The organism is Emticicia aquatilis (assembly GCF_014644295.1).
Lineage (GTDB): Bacteria > Bacteroidota > Bacteroidia > Cytophagales > Spirosomataceae > Emticicia > Emticicia aquatilis.
This window is the reverse complement of sequence record NZ_BMKK01000005.1, coordinates 319,173-335,111: the sequence shown is the minus strand read 5'-3', so window position 1 is coordinate 335,111 and position 15,939 is coordinate 319,173. Positions and strand designations below refer to the sequence as shown.

Here is a 15,939-nt window from a genome sequence, read left to right as displayed (position 1 = left end):
AAACAGTTATCATGAAAATTGCCATCGTAGGCTGCGGAAATATGGGTATGGCGTTTGCTCGCTCATTTTTGCAGTATGATTTAGTAAAAAAAGAAGATTTACTCCTTATCGAAAAAAGTCAAGAGCGAAGCGAAGCACTCCGCACAGCCAAAGAAGGCATGGTTGTGAGTGTAATTAACTCGCAAATTGCTGATTATGAGTTGATTATCCTTTCGGTAAAACCACAGGATTTTGCTTCAGTTCAAGACGAACTCCGTGCTGTTATTCAGCCGCAACAAGTGGTTTTGTCAATTATGGCAGGTGTACCGATGTCTAAAATCCAAACTGTTCTCGACCATAAATTAGTGGTTCGTGCCATGCCAAATACGCCCGCAATGTTGGGTATGGGAATTACTGGTTTTACGGCTTCGCCCGAAGTTGATGCTCCGAAACTCCGCAAAGTTGAGAATTTAATCAATGCAACAGGCCGCTCAGTTTATTTGGAAGACGAAGGTATGATTGATGCCGTAACGGCATTGAGTGGTAGTGGGCCAGCCTATTTTTACTATATTGTGAAGCACATGATTGAAGCTGGCAAGAAAATGGGTTTTGATGAAGGAATGGCCAGCTTGCTCGTTAAGCAAACTATGTTGGGTTCGTATCACCTCATCAATAATGCCGAACAGAGCCTTGATGATTTGATAAAAGCTGTTGCTTCAAAAGGCGGAACAACCGAAGCAGCTTTGCGAACTTTTGAAGAAAATAATATTCCAGAAGGAATCTCGAAAGGTATTTTGGCGGCCGAAAATAGAGCTAAAGAATTATCGAAATAAAGTCTGAGGGTAGGGTTTTGAATTTATCGAAACTCTACCTTTTTTCACAACAAATTGCTGTTTAATAAAAACTATAAACAAATGACCACAGAACAAACTGCTCTCTTTCAGCTTTCAAAGGCTGATATTGATGAATTTACAAACATGAGTCGATTCTACAAAAACATGGGTTTTTGTGGAATAATGATTGGCACTATTGTTTGTTTTTTTTCTACTATTTTACTGCTTTCTTCCTTTGTTGGAGTTGCCTTTTTTCGTTACGCTCAATACTTGAGCTTTGAGTCAGTTCCTTATTTTTTGTACATTATTGGCATCATCGCTTCAGTTGTATTTGTATTAGCGAGTGCTAAACTTAACCGATTAGGCTATGACTTAAAAAAGGCAATCATCGAAAAAAATCAAGATGAATTTGACGAAACTTTGGAAGAGCTAAGCAAATACTTTGAGACTTATGGTCTCATTATAGTAGCTGTGAGTATTTCGATTTTTATAATTATTGTTAAATCATTAAACTTCTCAAACAATGGATATAACGAATCATTCTAGGGCTTCGCTGATTTCGATGAGTCGCTGGGGGAGAATCATCGGAATTTTAAGTATTTTTAATGTTTGTCTTTTTCTGTATTATGCTTTTTCGCAAGGTTTAATTACAGAAGATGGTGGCAAAATTTCCATCAGTAGTTTTATCTCAGTCCCTTTTCATCCATATCTTTCACCATTGTTCGTACTATTGTTTTTTCTTGTTCCTGCCATTTTGCTGACAGTCTCTTCGATTAAACTTTATAAAGCAAGCTACCACGAGCAATTTGATGAAATGAATAATGGACTAAAACTCTTACGTCTTCATTTTCAGTATTGTTTTATTGCTAATTGTGTGGTATTAGCAATGTTTTGGGTAAGCACATTTTATTTGATTTATTGGGTTAATCAATTTCAAAATAGCTTCGCACCTACACACTAAATCAGGCCTTTGAAGAAGTTTTAACAGCGATTCTGTTTTAAGCTGAATCGCTGTTTTGCTTATTTACCACAATATTCAAAATAGCCATTTGCGACTCTACACTTCAATAAAACCGTTTATCCATTTCTTATACCCTGCATATACGAATCTTTCGTAAGATTGTTGTGTCAAAGCCACTATTGCATCTCAATGGTTTGAAAAAGTTTTGACCTCAGCATCTAACATTCGTATGAAATTAGCTAAAATTTTACTTTCAACTTTTCTTCTTGCCAATACCATTACCTTCGCACAGTCCTCGGCTGTGTCAGGGAGTGGAGAGCGTACTACTTCAACAGGAGAAAAAGTGACTTTGCAAGAAGCCATTGATTTTGCTTTGAAAAATAATCTTTCAATTAAGCAAAATAGCCTACAGGTAGAGCAGGGACTCAACACCCTCGAACAATCGAAATGGGCAAGGTATCCAACACTTAATGGCGGAACAAACTTCAACCTTTTCTCAGGTCGAAATATCAACCCCTACACCAATGGTATCATTACGAATACAGTTGGCTCAAATGGTTTTGGTTTAAATAGTGGCGTAACCCTTTTTGATGGTTATCAAACCCGCAATGGCATTGCCCTAAATCAACTGAATTTAGAAGCTTCTCGCCTTGATTTGCAAGCCATGAAAAACCAAATCACGCTTAATATTGTGGTAGGATACTTGAATGTGCTTTCTCAGCAAGATTTATTGGCAGTTGCTCAACGCCAAATGGAAGTTACACAAACCCAGCTTGAGCGTACACAAAAGCTCGTCAATGCAGGTTCATTGCCCGAAACAAATCTTTACGATATAAAAGCACAATTGGCAAATGACGAGGTAAGCGTTGTAAATGCCGAAAACGCCATTATTTCAGCAAAATTGACACTAAAACAACTCATGAATGCAGGTGCTGACCGTGATATTGAAGTTGTTAGAGTTGAGGTGCCGAACCCAAATATTCAGCCTTATCCAAATTCAGCAGCACAAGTATATGAAATTGCTCAGAGCTTTTTAGCTGATGTGCAAGCGGCTGATATGCGTGTAAAGGCTTCACAGAAATCGGTTGATATTGCCAAAGGCTTGAAAATGCCAGTCGTAACAGCCAGTGCAGGTTTGAACTCATCTTATTCGACCGCTGCTGAAAACGTGAGCGTTACACAAAAAATTGTTGAAACCGAAGCTGGTTATGTAAATGTAGGCGGAACTCGCTATCCCGTTATTGCCTTTTTGCCAACATCGAGTTCGACGAGTGAAAAAATCAATTATTTCCGTCAGTTAGGAGGTAATAGCAATGCTTCTTTAGGGTTAAGTGTAAGAATTCCAATTTTTAATGGTTACAGCACTAAGTTTAGATTAACAACTGCCCAAATCAATCAAAAACAAAGCGAAGTGCAAGCCGAAAATGTACGCTTACGTTTGCGTCAGGACATCGACCAAGCCTACGTAAACCTCACAAACTCGGCCAAAAGATATTCGGCTTTGGGTAATCAAGTAAGAGCTTTAGAGGAATCTTTCCGTGCGGCAGAATCGAGATTCAATGTTGGGTCGTTGAATGCCTTAGATTATAGCATTTCAAAAACTAACCTCGACCGTGCCAGAATTAATCAGATTCAAGCCAAATACGATTATATTTTCCGAATCAAGATTTTAGATTATTATCAAAATAAACCGCTTTCGTTTTAAGCGTGGTGATTAGTTATTGGTTACTGGTTATTTGGATAACCAAGCTACCGATAACAAGTAACCAATAACCAAATACTATTACTGACGTCCATCGACTATGGACTAAATAAAATTTCTCAATGAAAAAATCAAATAGACTCTGGTGGATTTTGGGTGGCGTTGTTGCCCTACTTGTTATATTTTTATTGGTTGCAAAACAACAAGGTTGGATTGGTAAGGAAAAACCAACTGAAGTTGAATTTGTGAAAGTTGGAAAGTCTGATATCACAGAAACCGTTTCGGCATCGGGAAAAATTCAGCCTGAAGTTGAAGTGAAAATCACGCCTGACGTACCGGGCGAAATCATTGCTTTGTACGTAAAAGAAGGTGATTCTGTGAAAAAAGGACAACTATTATTGAAAATCCAGCCAGAAAACTACATTTCGATTGCACAACGTGCCGAAGCCGTAGTGAATCAGACCAAAGCAAGTGCGGAGCAGGCAAAATCAACGATTGCTCAAGCAGAAGCTCGTTTGGTAAGAACCCAAGCCGAGTATAATCGCCAAAAAAGATTATTTGATGAAAAAGTTGTTTCGGCATCTGATTTAGAAATTGCAGAAACTAATTTGAAAGTTGCTCGTCAAGATTTAGAAGCTGCTAAATCAAGTGTAGAGGCATCGAAATTTAACGTAAAAAGTGCCGAAGCAGGCTTGAAAGATGCTTCAGAAAACTTACGTAAGACAAGTATTTACGCACCAATGAGCGGTATTGTATCGAAACTGGCCGTTGAATTAGGTGAAAGGGTTGTTGGAACTTCACAAATGGCTGGTACAGAAATACTTCGTATTGCAAATTTGAATAACATGGAAGTTAGAATCAATGTAAACGAAAATGATATTGTGCGTGTAAGTTTGGGCGATACAGCCATCATTGATGTAGATTCGTATGCCATGACTGGAAAAAAATTCAGAGGAATTGTTACCGAGATAGCTAATACGGCTAACGGTTCGGGTACAAGTACGTTGGCGGCTGCATCAACCGATGCCGTAACGGAATTTGAAGTAAGAATTAGAATTTTGCCAGAATCTTACCGTGAATTGGTTGACCGTAAGGCTCGCAAAGTATATCCATTCAAACCAGGTATGACTGCCACGGTTGACATCGTAACAGAGAAGAAACTGGGTGTAATGAGTGTACCAATTGCCGCCGTAACCACTCGTGGTGCCGACGATGCTGTAAGCACCGATGTGAAGAAAGATAATGATGCTCCAGTCGAAGCTACGCAAGAGCCAAAACCTACGAAAAAAGATAAGCCTAAAGAAGTAGTATTTATTCATGATAAAGACAAAGTGAAGATTCGTGAAGTAAAAACTGGTATTACTGATACAGCTGCAGGCACAATCGAGGTGATTAGTGGTTTGAAAGAGGGCGAAGAAATCGTTTCGGGGCCATTTATTGCAGTTTCTAAAAAACTGAAAGATGGCGAACTCGTAATGAAAAAAGAGGCTAAAAAAGACGATAAAGACAAGAAGAAGGAATAGATAGTGAGTTTATTTTAAGCTATTTATATAGTGCATCTAAGGAAGTCTTCGCTCAAAGCGAAGGCTTCCTTATTTTTTTTATTCAAGTCTTTTAATTTACTTAGCATCGAAAAAGTAGAACAAGTTTCCAAACTTGTTCATAATCGTTTGAATAGAATGAAAATCACAGTAATCGGTGGAGGAAGCTGGGCTACGGCAATCGTAAAGATATTGAGTCAAGGAAATGTGCAAATAAAGTGGTGGATGCGAAGCGTAAGTGATGTGGAGCATATAAAAAAACACCACCATAATCCCAAATATTTGAGTAGCGTTGAGGTTCATCCTTCTAAAGTTAAACCTTATACTAATCTTAAAGAAGCACTTCGAGGCACCGAATGGGTGATTTTGGCCGTTCCTGCGGCTTTTGTGAGTGATGCCGTTAAATCTATATCAGCAGAGAATTTAGTCAATAAAAAAATCATTTCAGCTATCAAAGGAATGATTCCCGAAAGTAATCAGCTTATCACAGATTATTTGGCGGAAAACTATGGCGTTTCTCATCAAAATATGGGAATCATCGCTGGTCCTTGCCATGCAGAAGAAGTGGCTCTTGAAAAACAATCGTACCTCACAATCGCTTCTCCGAATATCGAATTGGCTACTGAATTTGCAGAATTGATGCGTTGCCGATTCGTGAAAACCTCGGTGTTGGCTGATATTTATGGCGTAGAATATGCCGCAGTAATGAAAAATATCGTGGCTTTGGCTTGCGGAATCACACACGGATTAGGTGGAGGAGATAATTTTCAAGCAGTAATGGTTTCAAACGCCATGCAAGAAATCAGGCGAGTAGTTGATGTGATTGCACCAATGGAGCGAGATTTAAGTGCCTCTGCCTACTTGGGCGATTTGCTCGTAACGGCCTATTCACAATTTAGCCGAAATCGTACTTTTGGCAATATGATTGGTCGAGGATATAGCGTACAAGCGGCTCAACTCGAAATGAATATGATTGCCGAAGGCTATTATGCCGTAAAATGTATTTACGAAATGATGCTGCAACACGAAATAGATATGCCAATAACAGATTTTGCGTATCAGACTCTTTATAAAAATGCTTCTTTAAAGAAAGAATTTGAGGTTTTGAAAGGGAAGTTGAAGTGATTCTTCTTCTTCGATGCCTCGTTACCTTCGACTTCGCTCAGGCAACGAGGCATCGAAGAAAAACTTGGATTTTTTTCAGTAACGTGACCTATTTTTCGGTGGGTAGTCGAACCCCACCGAAAGAAATCAATAAGTCATCTTTCAATAACTAATCTTGCAATCGAAACGATAGGTTTTTCGATAGCAGTTTCGTTTTCTTGCAAAAGCCTGACTACATAAAGCCCATTAGGCATTCTTGAAATATCAAGTTTTAGCTCACCATTTGGTTCTTTATTATAGCTTATTTTGAAGTTTTTTCCTGTATAATAATCATAAACTTCCAGTTTTTCTATTTTACCAAAAGCAGTCGCTTTTGTTCCATTTTCGGTTTCGAGTGCTTCTGGTTTTAGAAAAATATCATTTGCTCGTGCGATATTTGGGTAAATAGATAGCCTTGTCGGTTGAGGAAGTTTTTCTTGAGCATCTTCAATGGGGCAAATATTGCCACTGATTACACTAATATAGCCTCCTAACGCAACTTTCCCCTTTCTATTGGCATAAGATGTCACCACAACTTCTCCCATTATTTCACCTTCCATTTTTAGATTGATATTAGGGCTATCTTCGACTTTAATTTCTTGGGTTTCATAGCCCACAAAACCAAAACGTAATTTTTGGTTTTTCTCAACTTCAATTTTGTATTCTCCATCAGTGTTTGAAATTACCCCCTTCTCTGTACCCACAATCTGAATCGAAACACCAGGTAGGCCGGAGCCATCATTGGCGTCAGTAATTTTGCCTGAGATTATTTTCTTTTGTGCATTGACCGAAAAACTCAAAATCAGCATTGCTGCAATCGAATTTCTGATAAAGTGTTTGTTTGAAAAACTGGGTAATTCAATACGTAAGCTCTTGTTCGATAATTTCTTAATAGGAATTTCGTAGAAGAGTTGATTTTCTTCAATAATCCATTCTGGAAACCACTGATTTATATCGTATTTGGTTTGAAGTTGATTATCTCGAAAACGACCACACATCGACTCACTTTGTTTAGTTGCAGCATTTCTAAAATAAGCAATGAGTTCAGTATCAGACATTTGAGTAAAGTCTCGTACGTTTTTTTGACAAGACCCACAGAAACCTCCAGAAGGAGTAGGGGTAAAATTATCCCAATTTTCGTGACAAGGTTGAGAAACCGAGAGTTGAAGAGTATTTTTCATAGGCATCAATATTTTAGGTTTTGGAATATTGATGCTTATGAGTTTAAATTTCCATAAGAAAATTTGAAAATATTTTCAGAAATTTTTTTGTAGATTTAAAATACTCGAATTGTAGAAATCAATAGTGATTTCTGCATTGAACAATAGCTATTTCTGTACTACTAACCTTATAAACAAGTCGGTGTTCATCAGTTATTCTTCTCGACCAAAAACCACTTAAATCTCCTTTCAAAGGTTCTGGCTTTCCTTTACCTTCAAAAGGTGTTCGTAAGCACTCTTTTATAAGGTCGTTGATTCTTTTGACAATTTTTCTATCAACATCTTGCCAAGAAGTATATTCCTCCCAAGCATGAGGTGTCCATATCAGATTCATGCTTCAATGAGGCTATGAGTTTCGGTAGTGCCATTGTTTAATTGCTCAATTGATTCCAGCAATCTTTTCTTATTTTTAGGATTACTCATCAAGTACTCAGTTGTATCTTTGGAGCTATTTTTTTTGATTCGATAGTTTATACCAAAAGCTGTTAAAAAGGCTTTAAGTGCTTTTATTTTATCGTTTTCAGCCTCAATTATCAAAGTCTGCGTTGACATATTATTTTGTTTTAATAAACAAATATACATTAATTATGAAAAGTGTCAAAGAAAAATAGGCGAGTTTAAACCCTACTCAAAACCCTCGAAACCAAGAATACTACGCCTGACATAATGATTTGTACGCTCGTCAGGACGCCCACACTCATATTAGATTTTGCATCGGCAAGATTCATGAAATGATGCACACTTACACTGATTGATACCAAAATTATTCCGCACAAAACAGCGATAATGATGCTTTTCATAAAATCAGATATTTTCGGATTTTTACGAAGCAAAAAAATAGTTCTTAGCGATAAAAACAAAGGTAATATCGCAATGATAATGGCATAAATAATTTCCATGATATTAATTGAGAAAACTTCTGATTTTAGCAGCAGTTTCGGCGAGTTCTTCTGGTGAAAGTTTTAGTTTATTATGAAAATTCATATCGCTCATGCTATTCATTGGAATCAGATGAACGTGGGCGTGAGGTACTTCTAAACCAATAACAGCAACACCTACACGCTTGCAAGGTACTGCCTTACGAATGGCTGGCTCGATTTGTTTGGCAAAAGCCATCAGACCCGCATAAAGCTCATCGCTGAGGTCGAATAGATAATCTATTTCTTGTTTCGGAACAACCAAAACGTGGCCAACTGCACACGGAAATACATCTAAAAATGCAAAATATTGGTCGTTTTCGGCAATTTTATGGCAAGGAATTTCACCTGCAATAATTCTTGAAAATATGGAAGCCATTTTTTGAGTTCTGAATTATGAGTTATTTTTCTGTTGACTGCCGACCGTGGACAGTTGACTATTTCCCCAATAAATCTCTCAATGCGTCTTTAATAGTTGTAAATTTATACTGAAAATTGGTTTCTTGCGAAAGCCTTTTGTTCTGCACAAAGTTACCACCAGTTACGACAATTCCCATTTCTCCGAAAACTAATTTTAATGCAAAACTCGGAACATTCGGTAGCCAAAGTGGCTTTTTCAGCACTTCCGCAGCAACGTTTGTTATTTCTTGATTCGTTACAGGATTTGGTGCAACGGCATTATACGGCCCCTGCATTTTTTCATCTTCGATGGCTTTTACAAAAATTCCACAAAGGTCATCTACGTGAATCCATGACATAAATTGTTTTCCACTTCCCAGAGCTGCCCCAAAACCAAGGCGAATAGGTTGAACAAGTTTAGGCAAAGCTCCACCTTTTTCGCTCAAAACAATACCGATTCTGACGCTCACGATTCGAGCAGCATTCGTAACTTTTTTTGCATGAATTTCCCAAAGTTTGGTACATTCGGCCAAAAAGTCATTTCCTAAAACACTACTTTCATCTAATTTAACATCACCCGTATCACCGCCATAAATCCCGATAGCAGATGCTGAAATAAAGCCTTTGAGTTGAATGTTTTTTTCTTGTAAATGCTTATTAATCAACTCAATCGGCTGAATTCGAGAATCGATGATTTCTTTTTTGCGTTCGTCAGTCCAACGTTTATCGGCTATGCCTGCTCCTGCTAAATGGACTACATAATCAGTCGCCTCTAAAGCACCTTCTTCGATATATCCTTTCTGAATATCCCACTGAAAAACCTCTACATTGGGTAGTTTTTCTTTTTTTCTGCTCAAATATGAAACCTTATGGCCTTTTGCCAAAAGTAATTCGGTGAGCCGATGCCCAATCATACCCGTGCCGCCTGTAATTAGAATATTCATTTTCGATTAATTTTATTAGTCAAATTTTACACGTAGGAACGTCCAATTTGGACGTTTTTGCAAAATGTATCAGAATGTAAATTTAAAATGACGTAAACAAAAAACAGGTAAATAGTCATTCAGCTACTTACCTGTTTATTTAACCTTTATAGATTAGAATTGTTTCCGAAAACCGATTAATCAATAAACGGAACGCCGCCCGCTAATTCCCAATAACCAGTTACTTCCTCTTTCGTTTGCCTTTGTCTTTACTGCTTGTTCGGCTGCTTTTTGGGGCAGTTCGACTTGGTTTTTCTCTTCGACCGCCTCGGCTACTTGTAGCATCTTTATTACTTCGTTTCGTACTGCTCGCAGGCATTGATTTTCCTTCCAGGCCTACCAATTCCAAATCCATGCTTCTACGCTCCAAGTCAGTGCCTTTTACGGTTACTTTCACGGTATCGCCAAAGTTGATTACTCGACCTGTGCGTTTTCCTACAACTCGATAATTATTTCTATCCCATTCGTAAAAATCATCTTTCAAATCAGCTAAACGAACCATTCCTTCACAACTTGTAGAAGTTATTTCCACAAAAATCCCGAAATCAGTTACGCCTGTCACAACGCCCGTGAAAATTGTTCGACGTTCTTGCAGACTCATAAATTCTACTTGTTTGTACTTAATTGAGGCTCTTTCGGCTTCGGCAGCGAGCTTTTCTCGGTCAGACGAATGTTTCGATTTCTTCTCATATTCATCGTGCGAGACCTTATTTCTATCTTTCGGTAAAGCCGTTAGATAATGTTGCAAAAGTCGATGTGCCATCATATCAGGATAACGACGAATAGGCGACGTAAAGTGACTGTAATGCTCAAAAGCAAGGCCAAAATGCCCCAAAGGTTCTGTTGTATAACGAGCTTTAGACATCGTGCGAACTGCCAGTTGTTCCAGTACATTCTGTACGGGCGTTCCCTCAACTTCGGCCATCATTTTGTTCATCGAATTCGATAGGGTCTTATCCGAATCAGTTTTGATTGAAAAACCAAATCGACCAGCAAAATTGGCAAAGTTCTGTAATTTCTCAGGATTTGGTGGCTCATGCACACGATAGACCATCGTATTGGCTTCTGAATTTGCTTCATTTTTAAGTTTGAAAACAAACTCCGCCACTTTTTTATTGGCCAAAAGCATAAATTCTTCGATAAGCTTGTGGGCATCTTTTCTGATTTTCAACACCACACCGAGCGGCTTGCCAGTTTCATCGAGTTTGAACTTTACTTCGTTGGTTTCAAAATTAATCGCTCCGTTTCTGAAACGCTCTTTTTTAAGAATCTTTGCTAAATGATTGAGCGTATGTAGTGGGAAACGATATTTTTCAAGAATTTCATCCGGTTCCGTTGCAGGATTCAGCACATCGCCTTCTTCGTTTTCCAATACTTTTTGAGCATCTTCGTACGTAAATCGGTGGTCAGAATGAATAACCGTTCTGCCAAACCATTCGTTTATCAATCGTCCGTCGTGGGTCATTTCAAAAACCGCCGAAAACGTCAGTTTATCCTCGTGCGGACGAAGTGAACAAAGGTTATTCGAGAGTTTTTCGGGCAACATCGGAATTGTGCGGTCAACCAAATATACCGAAGTGGCACGGTTGAGGGCTTCTTCTTCGAGCCTTGTGCCTTCTTGCACATAGTGCGTTACGTCGGCAATATGAACGCCGATTTCGTAATTCTGATTTTCAAGAATTCTAAAACTCAGAGCATCATCAAAATCTTTGGCATCGTGCGGGTCAATCGTGAAAGTCAGAATCTCTCTAAAATCTCGTCTTTTCTTGATTTCTTCTTCCGTAATAACTTCCGAAATGGCTGCAGCTTCTTCCTCAATTGCTTTATCGAATCTGATTGGTAAACCAAATTCGGCCAAAATTGCGTGCATTTCTGCGTTATTATCGCCCGATTTTCCTAAGATTTCGGTTACTTCACCAACTCCTTGCTGAACATTGGTTGGGTATTCAACGATTTTTACGATAACTAAATCGTCTTTCGTTGCACCATTGATTTTATCTTTCGGGATAAAAATATCGTCGTGCAGGTTCTTGTGGTCGGGGCGAACGAGGGCATAATTTCCAAAAACTTGAATTTTACCCACTATTTCTTTGCGACCACGCTCAATAATCTCAATAACTGCACCTTCGGGGTTATTACCTTTTTTATAAAATTCTCCGTAGATGGTGGCTTTTACTAAATCGCCGTCGATTGCACCTTTTAGGTCATCGGCATCTACCCAAATATCGGGTTTTGTGTCATCGTATCTGATAAAGCCAAATTTTGGATTTACGTGGTCGAGGCGACCAACGACAGCGTTTGCGTTGACATCAACCGTATATTTTCCTTTATCTATTTGATAAATTTTGCCTTCTTCGAGAAGGTCTTCCACAAGCATTCCATACAAGGCTTTTTCTTGCTTGTTTTTTACATCATAGTGCGTAAATAGGTCTTGTAAAGTGTATGGACGCTCAATATTCACCGACAAAAAAGCCAATATCTCGGCTTTTAGTTGGTCATAATATGATTTTTGTTTGTTTTTTGCCATTGTTTGTTTTATCATTCTTGCTCAACCCCCTGCCAATCATACATTGGGTTTTGGGTTGGGTCCCAGTTTGGATAAATCAAGAAATGTTTTTCTTGAATCTTATTCATTAGAACCTTGCGTAATTCGCCTAAGTTTTCTTTGTGTTCGGCGGAAATAAACACAACATTTTCGGTGTTTTTCTTGAGGTAACTATTCTTTAGTCTGTCAAGGTTACGTTCTAAAACACCTTCATCAATTGTTTCGAGATGCTCATCGAGGTTCTCCTCCGATTCGGGTTTGAAGAGGTCGAGTTTATTGAAAACCAACACCATTGATTTTTCTGAAGCTCCGATTTCGGATAAAGTCACGTTTACAACTTCAATCTGCTCTTCAAACGATGGGTGCGAAATATCAACCACATGAACCAAAATATCGGCTTCACGGATTTCGTCCAATGTTGATTTAAACGACTCGATTAATTGCGTGGGTAGTTTTCGGATAAAGCCAACAGTATCGGTCAGCAAAAACGGAATATTTCCTAAAACTACCTTTCTAACGGTCGAGTCGATGGTGGCAAAAAGTTTGTTTTCGGCAAAAACATCGGTTTTTGCTAAACGACGCATCAAAGTTGATTTCCCGACGTTCGTATAGCCCACCAGTGCCACACGCACGAGCTGGCTACGCTCTTTTCGGCGGGTAAAACTCTGTTTATCAATCTTTTCGAGCTTATCCTTCAAAAACGCAATGCGGTCTTTTACTATACGCTTATCAGTTTCTAATTCTTTTTCACCAGGGCCACGCATACCAATCCCACCTTTTTGGCGGCTAAGGTGCGACCACATACGGGTAAGGCGAGGCAACATATACTGATACTGAGCCAACTCAACCTGACGTTTTGCTTGGTCGGTTTGGGCTCGCTGCGAAAATATATTCAAAATCAATAAACTACGGTCAAGAATCTTGATTTCCTGAAACATCGACTCAAGGTTTCGCACTTGCGGAGCCGTGAGGTCATCGTCGAAGATGATACTATCGACTGGATTTTCAATCAACCAAATTTTTATTTCTTCTAATTTACCTTTCCCCACAAAGGTCTTAGAATCAGCACGTTCGAGGCGTTGCGTAAAAACTCGTTTGGTAATTACGCCGGCTGTCGTTGCTAAAAACTCTAATTCATCGAGATATTCTTTGGTTCGTTCGGCATTTTGTTTTTGCGTGATGAGACCAACCAAAATTGCAGTTTCTTGCTGCTTTGCTGTAGAAAAAACGGGTGATTTGAACAATTGACTAAAAAATTTATTACCTTAAAATAACTATATCCGGTAACCAAAAGTTTCTTTTGTCTGATTACCATTTCTTTAAATATAAGAAAAATTATTGAGAAATCCAAATTTCTTGCAAATAACTGCTTCTGATTTCGGGCTTGTGCGAAAAAAAATTATTGAGCGGTGTAATCGTTTAAAACTTTTTTTTGATTTAATTTGTTGATTATGAGTGGTTTATAAAATATGTATGCCGTTTAATCATTTTTTGAGAAAAGTTTGGCACGCTTTTAGTTTATAAAAAAGTGTTACCGAAAAAAAACTATTGAACGGTAACAAAGACTCATAACCCAAAAAAATCTGATTTTTTTAAATCGAAATCCAGAAAATATTTGTTCTTTAATGAAGCAGTTAGAACAAGATTTTCTGATAAAGGAAAGTTAAAAGGAGGCGTCTCTGATGCCTCCTTTAGATAAGAAAAATAAAACAATATTTTTTTTATTCTAAAAATATTTAACTTTGCTTTGGGAAGTTGCCCGAAATAGGATTTCCCGCCCGAGAATTTTCAAGAAAAATTCTCAATTGAAGTCGAATCCAATTATAGAGCTTATACATGGATTATTAGGAAAGCACGTAAGTCGGAATCCCTGCCACTATTTTTGAGGTAGGGATTTTTTTTATTCGTAACTTTGTGAGAAATCAGCTTTTAGCGGTTAGCTATTAGTTTTCGATTCAGAAAGATTAAAACAGTATTTAGAATAGTATTAGAAAAAAGCTAAGAGCTAATTGCTAATAGCTAAAAGCTTTAGAAAAAATGGCAGAAAAAGCAGCAAAAAAAATAGATGTAACCAATAAGAAAGCAAGTTTTGAGTTTTTCTTTCTGGAAAAATATTCGGCGGGAATGGTCTTGACTGGTACTGAAATAAAATCAATTCGATTGAATAAGTTCAGTATGGTTGATGCTTATTGTTTTTTTATCAACGACGAACTTTACGTTAAAAACCTTAATATCTCGAAATACGACCAAGGTACGCACTACAATCACGAGCCACTTCGTGATAGAAAACTTTTGTTGAAGAAAAAAGAATTGAAAAAGTTGGTTAATAAATTGACCGACAAGGGTTTAACGATAATTCCGACAAGACTTTTTATCAATGATGGCGGTTTGGCAAAGTTAGATATTGCGTTGGCAAAAGGTAAAAAATTGTATGACAAACGTGATAGCATCAAAGAGCGAGACGTTTCTCGTGAGCGTATGCGTGAAGATTAATTTAATGGAGAATGTATAATTGATAATGGAGAGTGATTGTAAGTGAGAAGCCTATTTCACGTTAAAAAAACAAAAGCGGTGAATATTTCTGAAATATTCACCGTTTTTGTTTAAAAACTGTTGACTTGTGGTCTATCGACCGTTTACTTACTTAACTTTATCAGGATTTAATAAATCGTAGAATTGGTCGATTTTTGGCATCAAGATAATGCGAGTACGACGGTTTTTTGCACGATTTTCAGAAGTATCGTTTGTTGTAAGAGCGTTAAATTCGCCTCTACCAGCTGCAATCAATTTATTAGGGTCGATACCGAAGTTTTGTTGTAAAGTACGCACAACCGATGTAGCACGTTTTACACTCAAATCCCAGTTGTCGTCAAGGCAGTCGGTTTTGATAGCTACGTTATCAGTGTAACCTTCAACCATTACTTCTAAATCTGGTCTTGATTTTACGATTTGAGCAATTTTATTCAACACCGCATTGGCATTTGGTGAGATTTTCGAGCTTCCAGTGCTAAACAACATCTTATCTGAGATATTAATCATTACCACAGTTTTATCAACTTTTACTTCTACGTCTTGGTCGTCAAGGCCTTGATTCAAGACACTTTTCAAGTTAACAGCCAAAGCTAAGTTAATCGAGTCAGCTTTTGTGCGAGCAGCTTGAAGTAAATTGATGTATTTGTCTTTTGTAGCCAGTTGTGATAAAGTTTTGTCGATATTATCATTGGCTGCTTTCGATAATACTGTTAGATTCCCCACTTGTTCAACTTGTTTGTCACGTAATTTTCTCAAATCATTTACTTGGTCTTTCAAGTCATTGATTTGTTGGTCACGTTGTTGAACAGTTGCAAGAGTTGCGTTTTTCTGAGCTTCGCTTTCTTGTTGTAATTTGCTCATACGCTCAAGTTTATCTTTGTAGTCTTGTACTGAGTCGCCGCATTTTACTAAATCAGCTTGTGCTTTATCGTACTGAGATTGCAAAGCTGTAAGCTTCTTTTTCGCAACGCACGATGTCAGTGATAATCCTACAAATAAAACGAATACTGGTTTTAATGACATTTTCATGTTTGATTACTATTTATAATTTGGTTTGAGTTGTAATTAAAGAACAAATTTCCATCGTAAAATTGATAAATTAAAATATTTTAAAAAAAGATTCTCATAATTTATCGACGATTCCAAGATTAAATATGACGTAAGTAGTTTTTGGCTATTTCAAT

16 protein-coding genes are annotated in these 15,939 nt (G+C 37.8%); 7 read left to right on the top strand and 9 right to left on the bottom strand.

Annotated features, from left to right (window positions below; all coding sequences use genetic code 11):
• Window positions 1-11 precede the first annotated feature (11 nt).
• The 6 genes from proC (at window position 12) to IEX65_RS13925 (ending at window position 6,141) form a co-directional block, all read left to right on the top strand.
• Complete coding sequence (gene proC, locus IEX65_RS13950; RefSeq protein ID WP_188766696.1) at window positions 12-812, top strand: pyrroline-5-carboxylate reductase; 801 nt, start codon at window positions 12-14, stop codon at window positions 810-812.
• 81 nt (window positions 813-893) lie between these two features.
• Window positions 894-1,358, top strand: a complete 465-nt coding sequence (locus IEX65_RS13945; protein ID WP_188766695.1) for a DUF5362 family protein — start codon at window positions 894-896, stop codon at window positions 1,356-1,358.
• Window positions 1,336-1,773, top strand: a complete 438-nt coding sequence (locus IEX65_RS13940; protein ID WP_188766694.1) for a hypothetical protein — start codon at window positions 1,336-1,338, stop codon at window positions 1,771-1,773. The genes IEX65_RS13945 and IEX65_RS13940 overlap by 23 nt, the downstream gene beginning before the upstream one ends.
• 229 nt (window positions 1,774-2,002) lie before the next feature.
• Window positions 2,003-3,478 carry a TolC family protein gene (locus IEX65_RS13935; protein WP_188766693.1) on the top strand — a complete coding sequence of 492 codons (1,476 nt, stop codon included), beginning with the start codon at window positions 2,003-2,005 and terminating at the stop codon, window positions 3,476-3,478.
• A 119-nt stretch (window positions 3,479-3,597) separates the two neighbouring features.
• On the top strand, window positions 3,598-4,998 hold the full coding sequence (locus IEX65_RS13930; protein ID WP_188766692.1) for an efflux RND transporter periplasmic adaptor subunit: 1,401 nt from the start codon (window positions 3,598-3,600) through the stop codon (window positions 4,996-4,998).
• Between the two features lie 156 nt (window positions 4,999-5,154).
• A complete protein-coding gene (locus IEX65_RS13925) occupies window positions 5,155-6,141 on the top strand; it encodes an NAD(P)H-dependent glycerol-3-phosphate dehydrogenase (RefSeq protein ID WP_188766691.1) in 987 nt (328 codons plus the stop codon).
• Window positions 6,142-6,275: 134 nt separating this feature from the next.
• Here IEX65_RS13925 and IEX65_RS13920 read toward each other — a convergent pair whose 3' ends face one another.
• From IEX65_RS13920 to hflX, 8 genes are all read right to left on the bottom strand, one after another.
• Window positions 6,276-7,340 carry a carboxypeptidase-like regulatory domain-containing protein gene (locus IEX65_RS13920; RefSeq protein WP_188766690.1) on the bottom strand — a complete coding sequence of 355 codons (1,065 nt, stop codon included), beginning with the start codon at window positions 7,338-7,340 and terminating at the stop codon, window positions 6,276-6,278.
• Window positions 7,341-7,458: 118 nt separating this feature from the next.
• Entirely contained in the window at window positions 7,459-7,713 is a 255-nt protein-coding gene (locus tag IEX65_RS13915; protein ID WP_188766689.1) for a Txe/YoeB family addiction module toxin, read from the bottom strand.
• Window positions 7,710-7,931 (bottom strand): type II toxin-antitoxin system Phd/YefM family antitoxin, encoded by a 222-nt coding sequence (locus IEX65_RS13910; protein WP_188766688.1) that lies wholly within the window; start codon window positions 7,929-7,931, stop codon window positions 7,710-7,712. Before IEX65_RS13910 ends, IEX65_RS13915 begins: the two co-directional genes overlap by 4 nt.
• A 65-nt stretch (window positions 7,932-7,996) precedes the next feature.
• Window positions 7,997-8,278 (bottom strand): hypothetical protein, encoded by a 282-nt coding sequence (locus IEX65_RS13905; protein ID WP_188766687.1) that lies wholly within the window; start codon window positions 8,276-8,278, stop codon window positions 7,997-7,999.
• Between the two features lie 4 nt (window positions 8,279-8,282).
• Window positions 8,283-8,675 (bottom strand): HIT family protein, encoded by a 393-nt coding sequence (locus IEX65_RS13900; protein ID WP_188766686.1) that lies wholly within the window; start codon window positions 8,673-8,675, stop codon window positions 8,283-8,285.
• 58 nt (window positions 8,676-8,733) lie between these two features.
• Window positions 8,734-9,639 (bottom strand): TIGR01777 family oxidoreductase, encoded by a 906-nt coding sequence (locus tag IEX65_RS13895; RefSeq protein WP_188766685.1) that lies wholly within the window; start codon window positions 9,637-9,639, stop codon window positions 8,734-8,736.
• Between the two features lie 220 nt (window positions 9,640-9,859).
• Complete coding sequence (gene rnr, locus IEX65_RS13890; protein ID WP_188766684.1) at window positions 9,860-12,205, bottom strand: ribonuclease R; 2,346 nt, start codon at window positions 12,203-12,205, stop codon at window positions 9,860-9,862.
• 11 nt (window positions 12,206-12,216) lie between these two features.
• On the bottom strand, window positions 12,217-13,467 hold the full coding sequence (hflX, locus tag IEX65_RS13885; protein ID WP_188766683.1) for a GTPase HflX: 1,251 nt from the start codon (window positions 13,465-13,467) through the stop codon (window positions 12,217-12,219).
• 793 nt (window positions 13,468-14,260) lie between these two features.
• On the opposite strand from hflX, the gene smpB reads away from it, so the two are divergent.
• Window positions 14,261-14,716 carry an SsrA-binding protein SmpB gene (gene smpB, locus IEX65_RS13880; protein ID WP_188766682.1) on the top strand — a complete coding sequence of 152 codons (456 nt, stop codon included), beginning with the start codon at window positions 14,261-14,263 and terminating at the stop codon, window positions 14,714-14,716.
• Window positions 14,717-14,863: 147 nt separating this feature from the next.
• On the opposite strand, the gene IEX65_RS13875 is transcribed toward smpB, so the two are convergent.
• Complete coding sequence (locus tag IEX65_RS13875) at window positions 14,864-15,784, bottom strand: OmpA family protein (protein WP_188766681.1); 921 nt, start codon at window positions 15,782-15,784, stop codon at window positions 14,864-14,866.
• Window positions 15,785-15,939 lie beyond the last annotated feature (155 nt).